We start from the raw sequence: 21,613 nt of genomic DNA on the forward strand, positions 1-21,613 counted from the left end.
AACCAACACGCCGGGCCCGCCCCGACAGGTCATAGAAGTTTTATATGGAACAAAGCCTTACGCGTTACATCTGGTCGCATACCAAGCGGCAGCAGCTTTTCATCCTGCTGATCGTCGCCCTGTCCATGATCCCTTATTTCCTCGCCTTCGACCTGCCCAAGCAGATCGTCAACGGCCCCATTCAGGGAGACGGCTTCGAAGGAGCGAATGCAACCCAGCTCTTCATGCATCTCACGGTCGATATCCCCTATTGGGGCACCGTGACCCTGTTCCCGGGGCTTGAGCTCAACCGCATGTCGATGCTGATGGCGCTCAGCCTGACGTTCCTTGCGCTTGTTATCATCAATGGGCTCTTCAAATATTACATCAATACCTACAAGGGCCGGCTTGGCGAACGGCTTCTGCGGCGTATTCGCTTCGAACTTATCGACAAGATCCTGAGGTTTCCACCCAGCCATTTCAAACGGGTGAAGGGTGCAGAAATCTCCAGCATGGTGAAGGACGAGGTAGAGCCGCTCGGCGGTTTTACCGGCGACGCCTTCGTGCAGCCGGCCCTTCTCGGCGGCCAGGCGCTCTCCGCCCTCTTCTTCATTCTCGTGCAGAACTTCTGGCTCGGACTGATCGCGGCCTTCATGGCGGCAATTCAGGTCGGCATCATTCCCAAGATGCGCCGCCGCCTCATCGAACTCGGCCGTCAGCGGCAGCTGAGTGCACGCCAGCTCGCCGGACGTATCGGTGAAATGGTCGACGGCATCGGCACGATTCATGCCTATGACACGTCCAATTACGAGCGTGCGGATGCTTCGCATCGCCTCGGCGACATCTTCAAGATTCGCTACGATCTCTACCAGTGGAAGTTTCTGGTCAAATTCATCAACAACTTCCTTGCCCAGCTGACCCCCTTCTTCTTTTATGCGCTGGGCGGATATCTGACCCTGAAGGGCAGCCTCGATGTGGGGCAGCTGGTCGCCGTCATCAACGCCTATAAGGAACTGCCAGGGCCGCTGAAGGAGCTGATCGACTGGGATCAGGCCCGGCAGGATGTGCAGGTAAAGTACGAGCAGGTCTTCGAACAGTTCGATGCGCCGAACATGATCGACGAGAAGGTGCAGAAACTTTCTCCCGGTGCCGTCGCAGCCATCAGCGCACCGCTCGTCGTCGCCAATCTGACGCTCGAAGACGATAGCGGCAGCCGGCTTCTGGAACAGGCATCCCTCAAGATCGAGCCGGGTGAGGTTATCGCCATCGTCGGTGGTGCCGGAGGCGAGGCACTGGCGGATGCGATAGGCCGCACGCTCTGGCCGAGCTCAGGCAAGATCAGCATCAACGACGTCGACATTCTGGAATTGCCGGAATCGCTGACGGGACGGCGCATCTCCTACGTGTCCTCGGACAGCTATTTCTTCCATGCCAGCCTGAAGGACAACCTGCTATACGGTCTCAAACACGCGCCGCTTGCAGAGAAAAACTATGAGGGCGCGGCGCTGGACCATCGCAAATGGGAAATCCGTGAAGCGAAGATGGCCGGCAATCCGCTGATCGACATCAACAGCGAATGGATCGATTATGCTTCGAGTCCGGCAGGCGACGGCAAACCGGAAAATCTCATACAGGCCATTCTAGCTGTTCTCGACAGTGTGGAACTGTCGCAGGATATTCTGGAATTCGCCCTGCGATCGTCGATCGACCCGTTGACAGACCTGCATCTCGCCGCCCGGATCGTTGAATTGCGACATGTCCTGCGCGCCGAGCTGGAAAAGGAAAATCTGAGCGGCCTGATCGCGCCTTTCGAGCTGGAGAGCTACAATAGCGAGGCGACGGTCGGCGAAAACCTGCTTTTCGGCACCATGCGGGACTCGTCCCAGTCAATCAGGACGGTCATCGAAAGCGACTATTTCCGCTCTTTGATGCGCGAGACCGGCCTGGTCAAAACCCTGTTCGAAATGGGCTACACGATCGCCGAGAACATCGTGGAAATCTTCGCCGATCTGCCGGGGGATCACCCCTTCTTCCAGCAGCTCACCTTCATGACGCCTGACGATATTCCGGTCTATCAGCAGATGCTGCAACGCCTTCAGGGCCGGAATTTCGACGAGGCCAATGAAAGCGAAAAACGCGCGATGCTGCGGCTGAGCTTCTTCTATATCGAGCCCCGCCAGCGTTTCGGCCTGCTGACGCCGGAAATCATGAACCGCATCGTCGAGGTCCGGCACATGTTCCATGAGAAGCTGCCCGACAGTCTGAAAAACGTGATCGAAATCTACGATCCGACCAAATACATGAGCGCCACCAGTCTTCTGGATAATATCCTCTTTGGCAAGGTAAGCCACCGCTACACCGATGCTTCAAGGCGCATCACCCGCATCGTTGCTGACGTCATGCGCAAGCAGGGCGTTTACGAACGGGTGCTGGCGGTGGGTCTGGATTTCAATCTGGGTGCAGGCGGCAAGCGGCTAGGCCCGCTACAGCGCCAGAAGCTTAATCTGGCAAGGGCGCTGATCCGGAAATCCGACATTTACGTCTTCAACCGCCCGCTTCCGGGCCTCGACCCGAGACAGCAGGAAGAAATTGTTGAACGGGTCATCACACTCCTGAAACAGAACAACAATAACCCCTCGATCATATGGGTTCTGTCGAATGCGCACCTCTCGCGCATGTTCGAGAGGGTCATCGTTGTTCATCAGGGGCTGATCACCGCTGACGGAAGTTACGAGACTCTGGTCGAGGAAAACGGTACATTCAAGGAGATGGTCGCGACATAATTCCAAGAATGTGACCGAGGTGGAACAATAACAGGGTAAGGCAATGCTGTTCAAAGACGAAATTCAGATGCTGAAAAGGGTGCCGTTTTTTTCCGAAATGGAACCCTCCAAGTTGAAACTGCTCGCATTCGCATCGGACCGCGTTTCCTATCACGCCGGCGACGTGCTGTTCCGGCAGGGTGACGTCGGCGACGCGGCCTATGTGCTGTTGACCGGAAAGGTGGATGTTCTTGTCGATTCTCCCTCTGGCACTTTGAAAGTGGCGGAAATGACGGGCAACGCCATCGTCGGGGAAATCGCAATTCTCTGCGACAGCGTCAGAACCGCCACCGTCCGCGCCTCCACCAATGTGGAAGCTCTTCGGATCGGCAAGGAACAATTCTTCAAGCTGATGTCTGATTTCCCCGATATCACTATCAAGGTCATGCGCGTTCTGGCCGAACGTCTCACCCAGACGACGGCTGAACTCAGCAAAGCCAGGACAAACGCCAGAACATAAGCGGCAATTCTATGCTCCCCCGGCGGTCGATATTGGAAAAATAAATGTCGTACTATTGCAATATAAATGAAATGCTGACTGAATAAGGGGTAAAGGCATCCGCCCGAAAAGGGCGGGAAATAAGATCTATAGAGACAACGGGCTTCATGGGAGGAAAGCGTGCAAGATTCCGTTGTCATTGGGGTGTGTCATGGCGTTCAATTCCGACACTGCGGGTCGGGAAAGTAACAGAAATTTTCGGGTGAAGATCTGGGGGGCGCGGGGAACGCTTCCTGTTTCAGGTGAAAACTTCCGAAAATACGGTGGGAATACCATCTGCATCGAGGTTCGATGCGGCGACCATGTTCTTTTGTTCGATGCGGGGTCGGGACTTCATCCTGCAGGCATGGCGCTTCGGGCGGAAGGGGTTACCGACGTCGATCTTTTCTTCTCCCATTGCCACTACGACCACATTGTCGGTTTTCCCTATTTCAAGCCATTCTATAATAGCTGCAATGACGTCTCGATTTGGTCGGGTCATCTCGCGGGCGCCATGACGACACGGGAAATGCTCAAGGACTTCATGAGCCCGCCCTGGTTTCCCGTGCCGCTGGAAATTTGCTGCGCAAAAATCGACACGCGGGATTTCATGCCCGGTGATACCCTAGACGTCCATCCGGGCCTCTCGATCCGAACCGGCATGCTGAACCATCCTGGCAACGCCGTCGGATACCGGCTGGACTGGGAGGGAAAGTCCCTCGCCATCATCACCGATACCGAACACGAGCCCGGCGGCATCGACGAAACTGTGCTTGATCTCATCCGGGATACCGATCTTTTCCTTTATGACGCCATGTTTACCGATGACGAGATGGGCCTTTATCGCGGCTATGGCCATTCGTCCTGGCAGCAGGCGATCCGACTCGCCCAGTTGGCCGATGCGAAAAATGTCGGTTTCATCCATCATGCCCCAAGCCGCAGCGACGAAGAGCTGGACATGATCGAAAAACAGGCGAAAGCCCTGTTCAGCGGCGCATTCGCAGCCATGGACGGTCAGGTCATCGAAATCTGATAGCCGCCGTCATGGTGTTTTTGACTTCGCGTGACTATTTGACCGGAAATCTGAAGGGGCCTCACCAGTCATTGGTGGCTTCGGGTACTTAAACACGCATAATTGACCATCGCCGCTCGTTTGCTCCACGATATTGCCACGAGATGTCATGCACTAAAGACGCGACGATCGACCGACTGATGATTCTGGGCCGAACGACCTCACGATGGGATTTGCATGATCCGTTTCTTTTCGGAAACCAGTTTGAGACGCGCCCGGATTTTATCCGGCCTGATTATATTTGCCTTTGTCTTTTCGCATCTTTTCAATCATTCCCTTGCGCTCATTTCCATCGACACCGCCGAACGGGCACGAAAATGGTTCAGCCTCATCTGGCTCAACCCTGTTAGCAGCCTGCTTTTCTACGGCTCGGTCCTGGTGCATGTCAGCCTGGTCCTGCGCTCGCTTTACCAGCGTCGAACGTTGCGCATGCCGCTTCGTGAAGCGCTTCAGGTCATCTTCGGCCTGTCGATCCCCTTCCTCATTCTGAGCCATGCCGTGAATATCCGCGTGTCGCACATGCTCTACGGCATCGACATCGGTTATTATACCGTCGTCCGCCGGCTCTGGATCAACAATCCCATGGGTGGCGCGTGGCAAAGTCTCGCCCTGATCGTCATCTGGATACACGGATGTATCGGCCTCTATTTCTGGCTGCGTTATCGCGACTGGTACCCGAAAATCGCCGGCATCTTCATGACCATAGCTGTGATGCTGCCGCTTCTGGCGCTGCTGGGCTTCAGCGATGCCGGCCGTTGGCTCGAGGAAGTCGACCGCAAATATGCGCTTCCTCCGGGACTGGGCGACACGATCGTTCAGAGAGACGAACTTCCGCTGCAGCGGGAGATGGAAACACGAATCCGGTTTATCACCGGGACGACAGAGGCGATTTTTGCCGGCGCGGTGATGCTGGTCTTCGCGATGCGCGGTGTAAGAAGCTGGCGACAGCGGTCGACGGCCATCGAAATCCGCTACGAACATGGTGCGCAGGCGCGCGTGCCGGCGGGCCTCAGCATTCTGGAAGCCAGCCGTCTGGCAGGCATCCCGCATTATTCCGTATGCGGCGGTAAAGGACGATGTTCGACCTGCCGGGTGAGAGTCATGGAAAGCAAGGGGCCGCTCCCTCCACCCGGAGACATCGAGCAAACCACATTAAGACGCATCCATGCCGATTCGGATGTGCGGCTCGGCTGCCAGCTGCGTCCCACCCATGATCTCGGCGTTGCCCTTCTGGTTTCACCGCCCCAGCACAGTGACCTGCCGGCGGACGCCCAGCCGGCCCGGCCGGGCCGGGAAGAGGAGATCGCCATTCTCTTCTGCGATCTGCGCAATTTCACGACTTTGTCGGAAGCGAAGCTGCCCTACGATGTCGTCTTTCTCCTGAACCGCTATTTCACCATCGTCGGCCAGGCCGTCGAACAGGCGGGGGGCCATCTCGACAAATTTATCGGTGACGGCGCCATGGCGCTTTTTGGACTAGGCGACGACAGCCAGCACGCCTGTCGCAATGCCATGAAGGCGGCAGCAATCATATTGCGCGATATTGCGATCCTGAACGAAGGGCTGGAGAAACAATTCGCCGTGCGTCTTGAGGTGGTGGTTGGCATTCACGCAGGTCCGAGCATCGTCGGGGTCATGGGATATGGGGCTGCCAAAACGCTGACGGCCATTGGCGATACCGTCAACGTGGCAAGCAGGCTTGAATCCAAAGCCAAGGAATTTGGCGCGGCAATCGTGGTCTCCGAACCGGCCATCATACAGGCGGGACAGGATATTGCCGATCTCAGAAGCGAACAGGTCGCCATTCGCGGTCGAAACTCGCAAATGAAGGTGTTTCTACTCTCGGAGGAAGAGAGCGGACGCTATTTGTGACAGGACCCGGAAGTTTGCGGCCGGATCGATCTTTTATATCTTGCGATAGAGAAAATAACGGTCCGTCGGCACGCTCTCCGGAACCGGCAACGGTTTCAGCAGGGGATGATCGAGAGGCAGACCGCTGACAGCGACGCCGCCTTTCGCCAGCATGCCGGCGGCGAGATCGGGCAACCATGTCAATGTGATCGCATCTTTTTCCGGATAGCCCGTGCCGATATCGGCATGCACCATTGCCGCTTCCGCACCGACGAATGCGGGAGCGGTCTGCGATATCTCGCCGATCACCAGGTCTTCGTCTGCCGGAACGGACGAAGCATGGGCACCCATGGCCCTGTCAAACGCAATGATCCTGCGCCCCGGAAACAGTTCCCGCAGATGATTGAAAGTTCGCCCGTTTCCAAGGCCGATTTCCATGAGCGCACCCTCATGCGGCATATCAAGATTGGCGGCGACATGATTGAGAATGTCACGCTGCGCGGTCAACCGGCGAATGAAACTGTCCAGTCTGCTCATGATCCGTCCGTTATCAGGCCTTGATGATGTGTCTTGCGGAAATGCCCCGGCGCGCGAAGGCGTTTCGCGTGTCGATGATCAGCGGAGCCCATTCGGCAAGGGCGGCATAGTCCACATTGTCATGGTCGGTCGCAACCAGAACAGCATCGAAAGCGCTGATGGACTGCCTGCCCCAGGAGACGGACTTCATTCCCATCAGGTGGCTGTATTCCCGTGTCTTCGGGATTTCGGCCACATGCGGATCAAAATAGGCCGCTTCGCCACCGCGCTCCTGAACAAGCTCGATGAGCTTCAATGAAGGGCTTTCACGAATATCGGGCACATTTTTCTTGTAGGCGAGACCGACGACCAGCACCTTCGAGCGGCTGAGCGCCTTGCCGGAATGGATGTCGAGCGCTTCCGCAACCCGCCCCACAACGTGGCGCGGCATGCCGGTGTTGATTTCACCTGCAAGCTCGATGAACCGCGTTGGCAATTCATATTCGCGAGATTTCCAGGTGAGATAGAAAGGGTCGATCGGTATGCAGTGACCGCCAAGACCGGGGCCGGGATAAAATGGCATGAAACCGAACGGCTTGGTTTTTGCCGCATCGATGACTTCCCATATATCGATACCCATGGCCTCGTAGACGACCTTAAGTTCGTTGACGAGCGCAATATTGACGGCGCGGAAGACATTTTCGGTGATCTTCACGGCCTCCGCCGTCGCATTGGTCGAGACCGGAACGATTTTCTTGACCACCGATCCGTAAAAAGCCGCCATCAGCTGCCCAGCGGCCTCGCCGTCACCCGCAACGACCTTCGGAATGGTCGACGTCTCAAAGTCCCGGTTGCCGGGATCTTCCCGCTCGGGGGAAAAGCCGATGAAGAAATCGATACCTGAGACGAGACCGGTGCTCTCCAGAATGGTTTTCACAATCCCATCGGTAGTGCCGGGATAGGTGGTGGATTCCAGCACCACAAGCTGCCCCGTGCGCAGATGCGCGGCAATGTCGTGACAGGTCTTCTCGACATAGGAAAGGTCTGGCTCGCGATACTTCGTCAACGGCGTCGGTACGCAGATGGCGATCACGTCACACTCGGCCAGTCTGGAGAAGTCGCATGTGGCAACAAAGCCGTCATTTTGCCTGGCTCCTGCGAGCACGGCATCCGAAACCGCCTCGATATAGCTCTGACCCGCATCTATCGCAGTAATTTTACCGGGGTCGATGTCGAAACCGACAACCTTGAAACCAGCTCTGGCGATCGTCATGGCAAGGGGCAGGCCCACATAGCCGAGGCCGATTACGCCCGCTTTGGCGCTCTTGTTCTCAATGCTGGAAAGCAGGGCTTGGGAAATGTCTGGAGAAGTCAAAGCGTGTCACGCTCCGCGCATGTGCAAAAGATGTCTTTCAGTTGGCCAAGAATGGCGAGGCTGTCAAGGCTCCACACCTTCAAATTCCGGTTGACGCCAGAGGCACGACCAACGCACAACCATCCGCATGAAGATCGCCTTTTATTCGCCGCTCAAAGCACCCAACCACCCCGTTCCTTCCGGCGACCGGTTGATGGCCCGCCTGTTGATGCAGGCGATGGCAATGGGTAGCCATGAGGTTTTTGTCGCGTCCGAGCTGCGAAGCTTCCTTAGACAGCCGGATGATCCCGAGCGGTCGTCCCTCGCCGACCGGGCCGAACGTGAAGTAGAGACTATTGCGGAGCGCTGGCGGTTGCACGGCGCACCGGACCTGTGGTTTTGTTATCACCCGTACTACAAGGCTCCAGACCTGCTCGGACCGGAACTCACCAGCCGTTTCAATATATCCTACGTCACCGCCGAAGCATCCTATTCACCAAAGCGCAACGCCATGGGCTGGCAGGCAGTGCAGGACGGGTTGTTGTCGTCGTTGAACGAAGCCGCAGTCAATATCTGCTTCACCGAACGGGATCGCGAAGGGCTCGTACAGGCCTCTCCTGGGCTTCAATGGGCGATGCTCCCGCCTTTCATCGACCCCGCGCCCTTTCTCAAGGTTGTTCCCCAGCCGAAACGGACACGGCTCATCACCGTCGCCATGATGAGGGCGGGCGACAAACTCGAGAGCTATCGCGCCCTGTCGAACGCTCTCGCCCTGCTACCACAAGACCTAGACTGGACACTTGAGATCGTTGGCGACGGTCCGGAACGCGAGGCGGTGCAAGCCATGTTCAGCGGCTTCCCTGAAAATCGCCTCGTCTGGCACGGGCAAAAAGCCGCAGACGAGATCGCAGCGCTTCTCTCGAAAGCTGCCATTTATGTCTGGCCGGGTCACGGCGAGGCCTACGGCCTTGCCTATCTGGAAGCACAGGCAGCCGGCCTGCCCGTCATCGCCGAAAAAGTGGCGGGCGTTCCCGAAGTCGTAAAATCTGGCGCCACCGGATTACTGACACCTGAAAATGATAGTGCCGCTTATGCCGATGCGATCAAGGCCCTGCTTTACGACGACAGGCGGCGACAGGAACTGGCAAAAGCAGCCCGCCGGTTCGTCATGCATGAACGGTCTCTGGAAAATGCCGCAACCAAGCTGAACGATATTTTGATGCAAGCAAAGGCACGAAGATCATGAGTCTCGAAAAACTCGTCGCAGCACTGGACGAATGCGGACGTCGCGGCATTTCGGCCGATCTGTGGCTCAGGGACGACGATGCAGTGGACCCGACGGGGGCACTCGATACCCTGCTTGATCTTTGCGAGAGTTTCTCGGTTCCGGTCACCCTCGCGGTCATTCCCGAAACGACGACCCGCAGGCTCGCGCAGCATCTGGATGCCTCGGACATTGCCCAGGTGGCGGTTCACGGCTGGTCGCATACCAATTACGCCGGCGATGGACAAAAGAAACAGGAGCTTGGCCTCCACCGCGAACTTCCCCTCGTTCTCGACGAGCTGCAGTCCGGGCTGGAAAAACTCTACGATCTGCATGGACCGCGTGTCGTGCCGATGCTGGTGCCCCCATGGAACCGCATCGACGCCCATATAGTGAGGGAACTGACAGGGCTTGGATATCGGGCCCTCTCCGTTTTCGGTCCGGAGAAGGACACAGCGCCGCCATGTCTGAATACGCATGTGGATGTGATCGATTGGCATGGCAGCCGCGGCGGCCGTGACCACGATGTCCTGTTTGCCGAGACGGCGGCCCGCATCCTGCGCGCTGCCGAGGAAGGCGGCACAATCGGCATCCTTACCCATCATCTCGTGCACGATGACACCGTCTGGCATTTCCTCCGGCGGCTTTTCGAGGTGACCGCACGGCACCGCGCAGCACGCTGGTGCTCCTCTAAAGACCTCGTCGAAGCAATCTCACCATGATTTCCAGGCGATCAGCAGCCCGCCGGCATCCTTGGCCAGATCCCGCCTGATCTCATCAACTGTTTCAAACGGCGTTCGGTCCGGAACGGATGCCGCGACAAACGCTGCCGGTGCAAGGCTGATGCTTCCCTGCCGGGCAATGACGGTGAAAATCAACGGCCCGGTGGACCACCACGCCGGCGCGCGCGGCATTTCTTCGAGAATGTCGGGAAAGGCGGCCAGCATTTTGCGAAAGACCGGATGCGCAGCTGGAGCGGCAATGAAGGAATTAGCGAGAAGCATACTTCCCTGTCCGGTATTCCGCGGCGTTTTTTCATCAAACGCCGTGAGACCCGCAAGGGGAAGGAATGAATCGAAACTCACGTCGTCGCGCGCAGGATACCAGTCGCAGTCGAGATAGATGCCGCCGAACCGCTCGAGCAGGATGTAGCGGGCGACGTCAACAGCACCCGGATAGTCGCCCTCGCTCAGCATCCTGTTAAAGACGCTATTCGCAAAAACCCCTTCCCGCTCAAGATCGGCTTCCCGCCAAAGGCGATAATCGTAGCCGTGCTTCAGCGCATGGGCAGCCCAGGCCTCGACCGACATGGGCGGCGATTTCTCGCCAATCCATATCTGATGAATGAGCCTCGGCACATCCTCCCGGCTTTTGAGGTTTATTGTGCGGCGTTCTTCCACGGAAAATCGCGCATATTTTTCCAGCACCTGCGGGGGTGGCACCAGCGTATACTGATAACCGATCTTCGCGACCATATCGCCTTCGGCCTTGGCAAGACGCAGCCGTGCGGCATGCAGCCGGCGCGGCAGGCCGAGCACCGTCTGCTCTCCCATCAGATGCCCGTCCTTTGCTGCAACCAGCGATAAGAGAAGCGCGTTCGCCTCAGCATATTGGCCGTTATTCTGCAACTGACGCGCATCGTTCAGCTTGGCGTCGTAATATTTCTTGTCGGACATGGATCCTCGTTCGAAAGCTCCTGTCGGCATATTACGAAACAAGAGCGGTGGGGCAAGTCGCAGCATTTCGGAAGCCGGCTTCAAATTTGCTAAAGAATTCGATGTTTCAGAAGGATAGACAGACAACAAACCCTGCGATAACGTTGCTTTAAGCCCTCCCGAGCAATTGTCACAAGGCAACGATAAAGAGGCGGCAAGGAACCCTTTGGCATGAGCGCAGGTGCAGATTTGCTCCGTATCGAAAATCTGCAGGTCTCGTTTTCTCTCATGGGTGGAACGATCGATGCAGTCAGGGGGGCGAGCCTCCGCATTCTTCCGGGAAAAGTAACCGCATTGGTCGGTGAATCCGGCTCCGGAAAATCCGTCATTGGCCAGACGATCATGGGCATCCATCCCAAGACCGCTCGTGTGAATGGCCGCGTGCTGTTCACCGATCCGGAAAACGCTGCGGGCGGTCCCGTCGATCTTTTGCAATTGCCCAAAGACGGCCGCGAAATCCGCGCCATCCGTGGCAACCGCATCGGGCTGATCTTTCAGGAGCCCATGACCTCGTTTTCGCCGCTGCACACCATCGGCAACCAGATTGACGAGGCGCTCAGAATCCACAGCATCCTTTCGCCGGCGGAACGTGCGGAAAAAATGTATGAGACACTCGATCTCGTCGGGTTTTCGAACCCGAAGAAGGTCGTGAACATGTATCCTTTCGAGCTTTCAGGCGGCATGCGCCAGCGCGCCATGATCGCCATGGCGCTGATCTGTCGTCCCGCGCTTCTGATCGCCGACGAACCCACGACAGCGCTTGATGTGACCATTCAGGCGCAAATCCTCAAGCTGCTGCGTGACCTGCAGAGCAGGCTGAATATGAGTATGCTGCTCATCACCCATGACCTCGGCGTGGTGGCGAACATTGCAGATGAGGTTGCCGTGATCTATCAGGGCGAGATCATGGAAGCCGGCACGGTCGATGATATCTTCAAATCGCCAGCCCATCCCTATCTCAAGGGTTTGATGGCAGCCGTTCCGCATTTCGACATGAAGCCGGGCGAGAGGCTGAAGGCGCTACGCGAAATCAACGTCGACCATGAAAGCCTGGTGGGCAAGAAGACCGCGACGGTCAACAAAACCCCTGGTCCGCTTTTGACCGTGGACAATATCAGCAAGACGTTCACGACCCGCAAATCGAGCTGGTTCCGCAAAGGTGACGCCAGCGCAACCAAAGCGGTAAACAGCGTCAGCTTTGAGATCCGTCGTGGAGAATGTCTGGGACTGGTCGGCGAAAGCGGCAGCGGCAAGACAACCGTCAGCAAAATCCTCATGCGCGCCGTTCGCCCGGATCAGGGTTCCGTCACCTTCCACCGTCCGCAGGGCGATATCGATGTCCTCAACGCCCGGGACGATGACCTGAAAGAGCTCCGGTCGAAGATACAGATGGTCTTTCAGGACCCGATATCGTCGCTATCGCCGCGCATGACCGTGGGAAACATCCTGAGCGAGCCGCTGGAAATCCACGGTCGGGGTGATGCGAAATATCGCTCCGAAAAAGTGCGCAACCTCGTCAGGGCCATCGGGCTTGGGGAAAGCGCGCTGAACCGTTATCCGCACAGTTTTTCGGGCGGGCAAAGACAACGTATCGGCATTGCAAGAGCCCTCGCACTTGGCCCGGAACTGCTGATCTGCGACGAACCCGTCTCCGCTCTCGATGTTTCCGTGCAGGCGCAAATTCTCAATCTGCTGAAAGATTTGCAGCAGGATCTCGGGCTTACCTACCTCTTCATCTCGCATAATCTTGCGGTGGTGGATTATATGGCCGATCGCGTGGCGGTCATGTGCGAGGGCCGCATCGTGGAGCTGGCGCCACGGGAAATCCTGATGCGCGCTCCGGTGCATCCCTATACGAAATCCCTGCTGGCCGCCGTGCCTTTCCCCGATCTCGACCGCCCGCTCGATTTCCGCACCATCGGCAAGATCAGCGCGACGGGCAAATTCGACTGGGGCAAACAGTTCCGCGACGAGGGGGATGGCGAGATGGTATCGGCCGATCTTGGGGAAGGCCATTTCGTACTTGCGAACGGCAATGCCGACATGCGGGAGCTTCGCCCTTGATCACGCGTCGCACCGCTCTTGCCCTCTTGGCCTCCGTCTTTGTGCCGGCTTATGCGCGGGCCTCCTATACCGACCCCACCTACTTCAAGGAAAAACGCGAAAAGGGCGAATTGCCCGACATCGCCGAGCGCCTGCCGAAAAACCCGCGCGTCATCGACATGAAGGCACTTGGCCGAGAGCCAGGGCAACATGGTGGATCGGTACGTATGCTCATTGGCGGCCAGCGCGACATTCGCCTGATGCCGATCAGCAGCTATGCCCGCCTTGTCGGTTACGACGAAAAATTCGAACTTCATCCGGATATTCTCGAAAGCTACGACGTACAGGAAGAACGCATCTTCACCTTCAGGCTGCGCGAAGGCCATAAGTGGTCCGATGGCAGTGATTTCACGTCAGAGGATTTCCGCTATTTCTGGGAAGATGTTGCCCTCAATAAGGAAATCCACAAGGGCGGTCCGCCGATCGAGCTTCTGGTCAATGGCAAACCGCCCCAGATCGAGGTCGTTGACTGGCTGACCGTGCGATACACCTGGGACGGCCCCAATCCGGATTTTCTGGCGAAACTGGCGGCCGCCTCGCCGGCGCGGCTGTTCTTGCCTGCCGCCTATATGAAACAGTTCCACATCAAATATCAGACGGCGGAGAAGCTCGCCAAGCTGATCAAGAAAAACAAGACAGACGACTGGAGCGGGCTGCATATCAAGATGTCGCGGCAGGTGCGCCCCGAAAATCCGGATCTGCCAACGCTCGATGCCTGGCGTAACACCACCGCGCCGCCGGCCGAACAGTTCGTGTTCGAACGCAACCCCTATTATCATCGCGTCGATGAAAACGGCCTGCAACTGCCCTATCTCGACCGCTTCCTGCTCAACGTCACCTCGTCGGATATCATCTCGGCCAAGACGGCGTCGGGCGATAGCGACCTGCAATATTTCGGCCTCGATTTCGCTGATTACACTTTCCTGAAGGATGCTGAAAAGCGCTTCCCCCTGAAAGTTAACCTCTACAAGCGCTCCCAGGGCTCGCGCATCGCGCTGCTGCCAAATCTCAATTGCGCCGACCCGGTCTGGCGCAACGCTTTCCAGGATGTGCGTGTGCGCCGCGCGCTCTCGCTCGCGATAAACCGGCACGAAATCAACATGGTCTGTTTTTACGGGCTCGCGAAGGAAAGCGCAGATACCGTACTGCCGGAAAGCCCGCTTTACCGGCAGGAATTTGCGGACGCCTGGAGCGCTTTCGATCGCGCAACGGCCAACAGGCTGCTCGATGAAGCGGGTCTCGACAAGCGCGACAATGCCGGCCTTCGGCTCCTGCCTGATGGTCGACCCGCCTATATCATTGTCGAGACGACAGGCGAAAGCACGCTCGAAACAGACGTGATGGAGCTGGTGACGGATCACTGGCGACATATCGGCATTGCCGTTTCTGTCCGCCCCACCCAGCGCGATGTTTTCCGCAAGCGCGCCATGGGCGGAGAAGTACTGATGTCGGTGTGGATGGGTATGGACAATGGCGTGCCAACGGCCGACATGCTGCCTTCCGGCCTTGCCCCCACCGGTGACGACCAGTTGCAATGGCCGGTCTGGGGGATTCACTATCTATCCGGCGGCCGTGAAGGCAAAGAGCCCGATCTGCCGGAAGCGGCCCATTTGCTTGATCTTCTGAAAAAATGGCGTCGAAGCGTCACCGAGGAAGAACGTCAGGCAATCTGGCTGGAAATGCTTGGCGTCTATACGCAGCAGGTATTTTCCATCGGCATCGTCAACGGCGCGCTGCAGCCCGTCGTCCATGTCAAGCGCATGCGGAACGTGCCGGAAAAGGCGCTTTTCGGTTATGAACCCACTTCCTATCTCGGCGTCTACATGCCGGATAGCTTCTGGTATGACGGAGACGCCTGATATGCTGCGGTATATTCTGAAGCGCGTCCTCGTCATGATCCCGACGCTCATCCTGATCTCGATGCTGGTTTTCACCATCATCGAACTGCCCCCGGGCGATTATTTCGAAAGCTATGTCGCTGAGCTGCGCGCCATGGGCGAAACGGCAAATCTTGCCGAAATCGAGGAACTGCGCGTCCGCTACGGCTTCGATCAGCCCGCCCCGATCCGCTATTTCCGCTGGGCGACCGGCATGCTTGTCGGCGATTTCGGTTATTCCTTCGAATATCAGCTACCCGTGAGCGACGTGGTGGGAGATCGCCTGTGGCTGACGGTTCTGGTTTCCTTCGTTACCATCATTGTCACCTGGCTGCTGGCTTTTCCGATCGGCATCTATTCCGCCACGCATAAATACAGCTGGGGCGATTACGGGCTCACCTTCCTCGGCCTGCTCGGCATCGCCATCCCCAACTTCATGCTGGCATTGATTCTGATGTACTTCGCCAACATATGGTTCGGCATCTCCATAGGCCATCTGATGGACCGGGAATATCTGAACCAGGCGATGAGCTGGGCGAAGTTCAAGTCGATCCTTGAGCATATCTGGATTCCCGTTCTCATCATCGGAACGGCGGGCACGGCCGGCATGATCCGCCGCCTGCGAGCCAACCTTCTGGATGAATTACAGAAGCAATATGTGGTCACCGCCCGCGCCAAGGGCCTGCACCCTTTCAGGGTATTGACCAAATATCCGCTGCGCATGGCCCTGAATTTTTTCATCTCGGATATCGGCTCGATCCTGCCTGCCATCATATCGGGCGCGGAAATTACTGCCGTCGTCCTGTCGCTCGAGACCACCGGCCCCATGCTCATCCGGGCGTTGCAAAGCCAGGACATGTATCTGGCGGGTTCGTTCCTGATGTTCCTTGCGTTCCTGACGGTGATCGGCGTTCTGGTGTCGGACATCGCCCTTGCCATACTCGATCCGAGAATCCGCTTCGGAGGTGGTAACGTCAAATGACTTCATCCATTCCGAATCCCGGCGAAGCCCTGCCGCACTATGTCTCGACCGCGCCCTTCGACCCCTCGCTGATCGAACCCAACACGTCTGGCATGGCGGCCTTCAGCAAAGCCTCGCAGTTGAAGCTCATGTGGTGGCAGTTCCGCCAGCACAAGATCGCGGTATGGTCCGGCGCCTTTCTGGTGGTGCTTTACCTTTCGATTCTGATCTGCGAGTTCCTCGCCCCCTATAATCTCCACACCCGCAATATCGAACACATATACGCCCCGCCCCAGGCCATCCACCTCTTCAATGACGGGAAATTTGTCGGCCCCTTCGTGTATGGCCGTGAAATGACGCTCGACATGGAAAATCTGAGGCGTGTCTACCGGGACGTGCCGACCGATATCCAGCCGCTGCGTTTCTTCTGCAAGGGTGACACCTATCGTTTCTGGGGCATATTCGAGGGCAGAACCCATCTCGTTTGCCCGGCAGAAGGCGGTGAACTGTTCCTTCTCGGCACCGACCGCCTCGGGCGTGACGTGCTGTCCCGTATCATCTACGGCGCGCGCATTTCACTGACCATCGGCCTCCTCGGCGTCGCCATGAGCTTCGTTCTCGGCATTGTGATCGGTGGCCTGGCGGGATATCGCGGCGGCACGTTTGACCTGATTGTCCAGCGCATCATCGAGGTCCTGCAATCCATTCCCAGCATTCCGCTATGGCTGGCGCTCGCCGCCATCATGCCGGTGACCTGGAGTCCGATTCTCGTTTATCTCGGCATCACCATCATTCTCGGCATGCTGGACTGGACCGGGCTAGCGCGCGCCGTGCGTTCAAAGCTACTGGCGTTGCGCGAGGAAGACTATGTTTTGGCTGCGCAATTGATGGGAGCGGGCACACCGCGTATCATTGGCCGACATCTTATTCCGGGCTTCATGTCCCATCTTATCGCCTCGGCCACCCTGACGATACCGGGCATGATCCTTGGCGAAACAGCGCTCAGCTTCCTGGGCCTCGGCCTGCGCCCCCCGATCACAAGTTGGGGAATTCTGCTCACGGAGGCGCGCAGCGTCAGCGTCATTGCGCTATATCCCTGGCTTCTCATCCCGACGATCCCTGTCGTTCTCGTCATTCTGGCCTTTAATTTCTTCGGTGACGGACTACGTGATGCTGCGGACCCCTTCAGATAAAATGGAATACACCTTGATAAACTGCCCTTCCGAAGCCGCCTTCATCGTGAAAGGCAAAAAGAGGTGTGGCCCATGAGCTCCCGTTTGAACGACGCGCGCATTCTCATGTACAGCCACGATTCCTTCGGTCTCGGCCATCTGCGGCGGTGTCGCACCATTGCGCATGCCCTGGTGGAAGATTATCGCGGTCTCAACGTCCTCATCATTTCAGGGGCCACCATTGCCGGTGCCTTCGATTATCGCGCCCGCGTCGATTTCGTGAAAATTCCGAGCGTCATCAAGCTGCGCAATGGCGAATACACCTCGATGGACAGGCATATCGATCTTCAGGAAACGCTGAAGATGCGCCGGTCCATCATCTACCATACCGCCGAAAGCTTCCAGCCTGACATCTTCATCGTCGACAAGGAGCCCATGGGCCTTCGCGGCGAGGTGGAGGAAACACTCGCTTATCTCAAGGGACAGGGCACCAAGCTCGTCATCGGCCTGCGTGATGTCATGGATGCGCCGCAGCTGCTCGAGGCGGAGTGGAAGCGCAACAACGTCATGACCAAGATCGGCCAGTTCTATGACCATGTCTGGGTCTATGGCCCGCCGGATTTCCACGATCCGCTGACAGGGCTCGACGTTCCGCAGACGGTGCGCGACAAGATGGATTTCGTGGGCTTTCTTCAGAGATCGAAGACACAGGCGGAGACCGCGGCGCATCGGCCGGAAGGCGATTATCTTCTCATCACCACAGGCGGCGGTGGCGACGGCAGTGAATTGATCGATGACGTCATCAACGCCTACCGACATGACCCGGAGCTGACGCACAAGGCGCTGGTCGTGCTCGGCCCTTATATGCCGGCGGATCAGCGCCAGCGCTTCATGAGCAGCGTAGCCGATATACCGCACATCGAGATCATCGAATTCGACAATCGCATGGAAGATCTCGTCGCTGGCGCACAGGCCGTGGTCTCCATGGGCGGCTATAACACCGTCTGCGAAATATTGTCCTTCGACAAACCCGCACTCGTCGTGCCCCGCACGGTGCCGCGGGAGGAGCAGCTTATCCGCGCCAGCCGCGCATCGGAGCTGGGTCTTTTCGACATGCTCCTGCCGGAAGATGCCGAGAACCCCGCCAAGATGGCGGCCGCCCTCAAAGCCCTGCCGCACCGCGCGCCGCCATCCGTCAATTCGTGCGGGCTGAAGCTCGACGGGTTGGAAAACATATCACGCAGGATTGCCGAATGGCTGCCGCCCGAGGGCGACAAGACGCCGATCACGCTCAGCGCGTAACCCGGCCTCGGCAACCAACGTTCAGAAGAGACGCGCGCAACGTGACTGATGCAAAAAAAATCGTGGTGCTCCTCAAGGGCTATCCGCGCCTGTCCGAGACTTTTATCGCCCAGGAATTGCTGGGGCTTGAAAAGGCCGGGCTGAAGCTCGAACTCATGTCCATGCGCCGGCCAACGGATAAGAAACGCCATCCCGTTCATGATGAGATCAGCGCGCCCGTCACCTACCTGCCGGAGTATCTGCATGAGGAACCTCTGCGTGTGCTGAAAGCCCTGTGGGGATGTCACAAAAAGCCGGGCTTCACCAAGGCGCTTCGCCAGTTTCTCAGCGACCTGCCCCATGATCTCAGCCGCAACCGCTTTCGCCGTTTCGGTCAGGCGGCCGTGCTGGCCAATGAATGGCCGGAGGATGCCGGGTGGCTGCATGTGCATTTCATTCATACGCCCGCCTCAGTCGCGGCCTATACCCATCTCATCACGGGCACGCCCTGGACGATTTCGGCCCACGCCAAGGACATCTGGACCTCCAGCGACCGTGACCTTGCCGCCAAGCTGCAAAGCGCCCGCTGGGCCGTGACCTGCACTGCCGGCGGCTTTCGGCATCTGCAGACCCTTTCCGGGGTGAGGCAGAACGTACATCTGAGTTATCATGGCCTCGATCTCACGCGTTTCCCGCATTTCGACACGCCGCGGCCGGCGAGAGACGGTTCAGATGCCGAGGATCCGGTCAGGATTTTGAGTGTCGGCCGTGCGGTCAAGAAAAAGGGAATCGATATTCTGTTGCGCGCGCTCGCCTCGCTGCCACGCAATATCCATTGGCGCTTTACCCATATCGGCGGCGGGGACGAATTGGCTGCGCTGAAAAAACTCGCGGACGAACTTGGCGTCTCCGACAGGGTCGTCTGGACGGGAGCCATGGACCAGAAGCAGGTGCTGGAGAATTACCGGCAAGCGGACCTCTTTGCCCTTGCCTGCCGCATCACCAGCGATGGCGACCGCGACGGTCTTCCCAACGTGCTGGTCGAGGCTGCGAGCCAGGCGATGACCTGCATCTCCACCAACATATCGGGCATTCCGGAGTTCTTCGTCAGTGGTGAAAACGGCCTGCTCACAGAGCCGGAAAATCCAGCGGCCTTCGCAGAAGCCCTGCGCTTGGCTATTACCGATCCGCAATTGCGCCAGCGACTTGGCAACGCCGCCGAAAACCGTGTGCGCACCGCCTTCGATCATCGCACCAGCATTGCCGAACTGAAGACGCTCTTCGAGACCGAATGGGAAAAGACACCATGACCGAGATGGAAAAGCGGCCCTGTGTTTTCTTTTATGTCCAGCATCTTCTTGGCATCGGCCATATAGCCCGCGCCAGCCGCATCGCCAATGCCCTTCAGACGGATGGTTTCGACGTAGTTCTGGTGACGGGCGGAACGCCTGTCCCGGGTTTTCCGGGTGAAGGCATCCGTCATGTCGAATTGCCGCCGATTGCCGTCAGCGATGGCAGTTTTGCCGGCCTGGTCGACAGTTCCGGCAAACCGGTGGATGACGACTTCAAGAGGCTCAGGACCGATATGCTGATCGGTGCCTATCATGGCGCCAAACCCGATATCGTCATCATTGAGGCTTTTCCCTTCGGCCGCAGGCAGGTGCGGTTCGAACTGCTTCCGCTTCTCGATGAGATCGAGGATAGCGAACCGCGCCCGCTCGTCATGGCGTCATTGCGAGATATATTGCAGGAAAAAACCAAGCCGGGCCGGGATGAAGAAACCGTCTCGCTGGTAAAGAAACATTTCGACGCCGTGCTCGTGCACGGCGACCCGGATTTCGCCCGGCTGGAAGATACCTTTCCCCTCGCCAGCGAGATACGTCAGCGTATTGTCTATACCGGCCTGGTGGCCCCGCTTCCACCGCCGGAACCGGTCGAGAAATTCGATATTGTGGTCTCCGCCGGCGGCGGCGCTGTCGGTGCGGCCCTTGTCCGGGCCGCCCTTGAGGCCGCGCCGCTGCTGGACGGTATCAAGAGCTGGTGTCTCATCACCGGTCCCAATATGCCACAGGCGGATTTCGATGCGATATTGGCTGCAGCACCGGAAAATATCTCCGTTTTCCGCTTCCGCAAGGATTTCGCGAGCTTGCTCGCCGGCGCGCGCCTTTCGGTGTCACAGGCCGGCTACAACACCGTCTGCGATATTCTTCAGGCAAAATGCCGTTCGCTCCTCATCCCTTTCGCGGCCGGCGGTGAAACCGAACAGAGCGCCCGTGCGGAGCGGCTGGCCGGGCTTGGGCTTGCCCATGTGCTGGAAGAGAAAGATATTTCGCCAGCCTCCATGGCCGAAGCGATCAAGGCGGCACTCGTCCTGCCGCCACCCGGTACGGTCCACCTCAATCTCGATGGCGCCGCCGGGACGGCTAGGACGCTGCATCGGCTTTATGATGAGCGGTAAGGATCGCCTTTAGTTCACGCACCGCTGCCTCATCCGTGACTTTGCGCCCCGCCCCGGTGAAACCGAGCTTCGCCACGCGGCTTTCCGGATCATAATGAGGAACGGCGGAACAGGATGCGTGGATTTCCGTGATTGGAAGCCGGTCAAGCAGCGTCTGCACGCTTTGCGGACGCACGCCGGCACCCGGCATGATGGCGATCCGCCCGGCAGCGACCTCCGACAAACGGGCCAGAGTCTCCACCCCTTCCAGCGCTGAACGTGCGCCGCCGGAAGTGAGAATTCTGGAAAAGCCGAGCGCAACGGCGGCCTCGAGGGCTTCATCCATGGCGGGAACGACATCGAAAGCCCGGTGAAGCGTTACATCCAGACCGTTGGCATGACGACGCAGCTCTTCGAGCAGCGGAAGATCGAGGGAGCCGTCCTCGCGCGATGCACCGAGCACCACGCCGGAAAGGCCCGCGGCGCGCGCCGCATCTATATCGCGTTTCATCACATCCGCTTCATCACGCGTGAAAACGAAATCGCCGGCACGTGGCCTGATCATCACGCTGACGGGCAACCCATAAGCCGCAGCGCGGTGCATAAAGCCGACAGACGGGGTGACCCCGCCGCCGGACAGTGCCGCGCAAAGTTCGATACGGTCTGCCCCGCCTCTCACTGCGGCTTCCAGGCCGGCCACATCGTCCACGCAAATCTCGAGAATCATCATA

At 58.1% G+C, this 21,613-nt stretch carries 17 protein-coding genes; 13 read left to right on the forward strand and 4 right to left on the reverse strand.

All coding sequences use genetic code 11. From position 1 onward, the window contains the following. Positions 1-44 precede the first annotated feature (44 nt). The 4 genes from HQN82_RS10825 (at position 45) to HQN82_RS10840 (ending at position 6,223) form a co-directional block, all read left to right on the forward strand. Entirely contained in the window at positions 45-2,762 is a 2,718-nt protein-coding gene (locus tag HQN82_RS10825; RefSeq protein ID WP_006699101.1) for an ABC transporter ATP-binding protein, read from the forward strand. 43 nt (positions 2,763-2,805) lie between these two features. Further along, entirely contained in the window at positions 2,806-3,261 is a 456-nt protein-coding gene (locus HQN82_RS10830) for a cyclic nucleotide-binding domain-containing protein (RefSeq protein ID WP_004443676.1), read from the forward strand. A 190-nt stretch (positions 3,262-3,451) separates the two neighbouring features. Then, positions 3,452-4,312, forward strand: coding sequence for an MBL fold metallo-hydrolase (locus HQN82_RS10835; protein WP_051634456.1), 861 nt, complete (start codon positions 3,452-3,454; stop codon positions 4,310-4,312). A gap of 216 nt (positions 4,313-4,528) precedes the next feature. Further along, positions 4,529-6,223, forward strand: coding sequence for an adenylate/guanylate cyclase domain-containing protein (locus HQN82_RS10840; protein WP_112765610.1), 1,695 nt, complete (start codon positions 4,529-4,531; stop codon positions 6,221-6,223). Between the two features lie 33 nt (positions 6,224-6,256). Here HQN82_RS10840 and HQN82_RS10845 read toward each other — a convergent pair whose 3' ends face one another. Both HQN82_RS10845 and HQN82_RS10850 read right to left on the reverse strand, forming a co-directional pair. Continuing rightward, complete coding sequence (locus HQN82_RS10845) at positions 6,257-6,739, reverse strand: class I SAM-dependent methyltransferase (protein ID WP_004443681.1); 483 nt, start codon at positions 6,737-6,739, stop codon at positions 6,257-6,259. A gap of 13 nt (positions 6,740-6,752) precedes the next feature. After that, positions 6,753-8,093, reverse strand: a complete 1,341-nt coding sequence (locus HQN82_RS10850; RefSeq protein WP_112765611.1) for a nucleotide sugar dehydrogenase — start codon at positions 8,091-8,093, stop codon at positions 6,753-6,755. 127 nt (positions 8,094-8,220) lie between these two features. Here HQN82_RS10850 and HQN82_RS10855 point away from each other — a divergent pair, with 127 nt between their 5' ends. Both HQN82_RS10855 and HQN82_RS10860 read left to right on the forward strand, forming a co-directional pair. Further along, on the forward strand, positions 8,221-9,318 hold the full coding sequence (locus HQN82_RS10855) for a glycosyltransferase family 4 protein (RefSeq protein ID WP_004443685.1): 1,098 nt from the start codon (positions 8,221-8,223) through the stop codon (positions 9,316-9,318). After that, positions 9,315-10,058: a polysaccharide deacetylase family protein gene (locus HQN82_RS10860; RefSeq protein ID WP_022556905.1), complete on the forward strand. Its 744-nt coding sequence runs from the start codon at positions 9,315-9,317 to the stop codon at positions 10,056-10,058. Before HQN82_RS10855 ends, HQN82_RS10860 begins: the two co-directional genes overlap by 4 nt. Here HQN82_RS10860 and HQN82_RS10865 read toward each other — a convergent pair. Then, complete coding sequence (locus HQN82_RS10865) at positions 10,050-11,012, reverse strand: glycosyltransferase family 32 protein (protein ID WP_022556906.1); 963 nt, start codon at positions 11,010-11,012, stop codon at positions 10,050-10,052. The genes HQN82_RS10860 and HQN82_RS10865 overlap by 9 nt on opposite strands. A 210-nt stretch (positions 11,013-11,222) precedes the next feature. Between HQN82_RS10865 and HQN82_RS10870 the strand changes: the two genes are divergently transcribed. From HQN82_RS10870 to HQN82_RS10900, 7 genes are all read left to right on the forward strand, one after another. After that, positions 11,223-13,115: an ABC transporter ATP-binding protein gene (locus HQN82_RS10870; RefSeq protein ID WP_035210254.1), complete on the forward strand. Its 1,893-nt coding sequence runs from the start codon at positions 11,223-11,225 to the stop codon at positions 13,113-13,115. After that, on the forward strand, positions 13,112-15,013 hold the full coding sequence (locus tag HQN82_RS10875; RefSeq protein ID WP_112765612.1) for an ABC transporter substrate-binding protein: 1,902 nt from the start codon (positions 13,112-13,114) through the stop codon (positions 15,011-15,013). Before HQN82_RS10870 ends, HQN82_RS10875 begins: the two co-directional genes overlap by 4 nt. A gap of 1 nt (position 15,014) precedes the next feature. Further along, entirely contained in the window at positions 15,015-16,013 is a 999-nt protein-coding gene (locus HQN82_RS10880) for an ABC transporter permease (protein ID WP_004443698.1), read from the forward strand. Further along, a complete protein-coding gene (locus HQN82_RS10885) occupies positions 16,010-17,185 on the forward strand; it encodes an ABC transporter permease (RefSeq protein WP_045533291.1) in 1,176 nt (391 codons plus the stop codon). Before HQN82_RS10880 ends, HQN82_RS10885 begins: the two co-directional genes overlap by 4 nt. 72 nt (positions 17,186-17,257) lie before the next feature. After that, positions 17,258-18,466 (forward strand): glycosyltransferase family protein, encoded by a 1,209-nt coding sequence (locus tag HQN82_RS10890; RefSeq protein WP_006699094.1) that lies wholly within the window; start codon positions 17,258-17,260, stop codon positions 18,464-18,466. A gap of 41 nt (positions 18,467-18,507) precedes the next feature. Continuing rightward, complete coding sequence (locus tag HQN82_RS10895) at positions 18,508-19,755, forward strand: glycosyltransferase family 4 protein (RefSeq protein WP_006699093.1); 1,248 nt, start codon at positions 18,508-18,510, stop codon at positions 19,753-19,755. Next, positions 19,752-20,903 (forward strand): glycosyltransferase family protein, encoded by a 1,152-nt coding sequence (locus HQN82_RS10900; protein WP_112765613.1) that lies wholly within the window; start codon positions 19,752-19,754, stop codon positions 20,901-20,903. The genes HQN82_RS10895 and HQN82_RS10900 overlap by 4 nt, the downstream gene beginning before the upstream one ends. Here HQN82_RS10900 and HQN82_RS10905 read toward each other — a convergent pair. Then, positions 20,869-21,609 (reverse strand): copper homeostasis protein CutC, encoded by a 741-nt coding sequence (locus HQN82_RS10905; RefSeq protein ID WP_037090327.1) that lies wholly within the window; start codon positions 21,607-21,609, stop codon positions 20,869-20,871. The two genes, HQN82_RS10900 and HQN82_RS10905, sit on opposite strands and share 35 nt — an antisense overlap. Between the last annotated feature and the right edge of the window lie 4 nt (positions 21,610-21,613).

This window comes from Agrobacterium pusense (genome assembly GCF_013285525.1).
Classification (GTDB): domain Bacteria; phylum Pseudomonadota; class Alphaproteobacteria; order Rhizobiales; family Rhizobiaceae; genus Agrobacterium; species Agrobacterium pusense.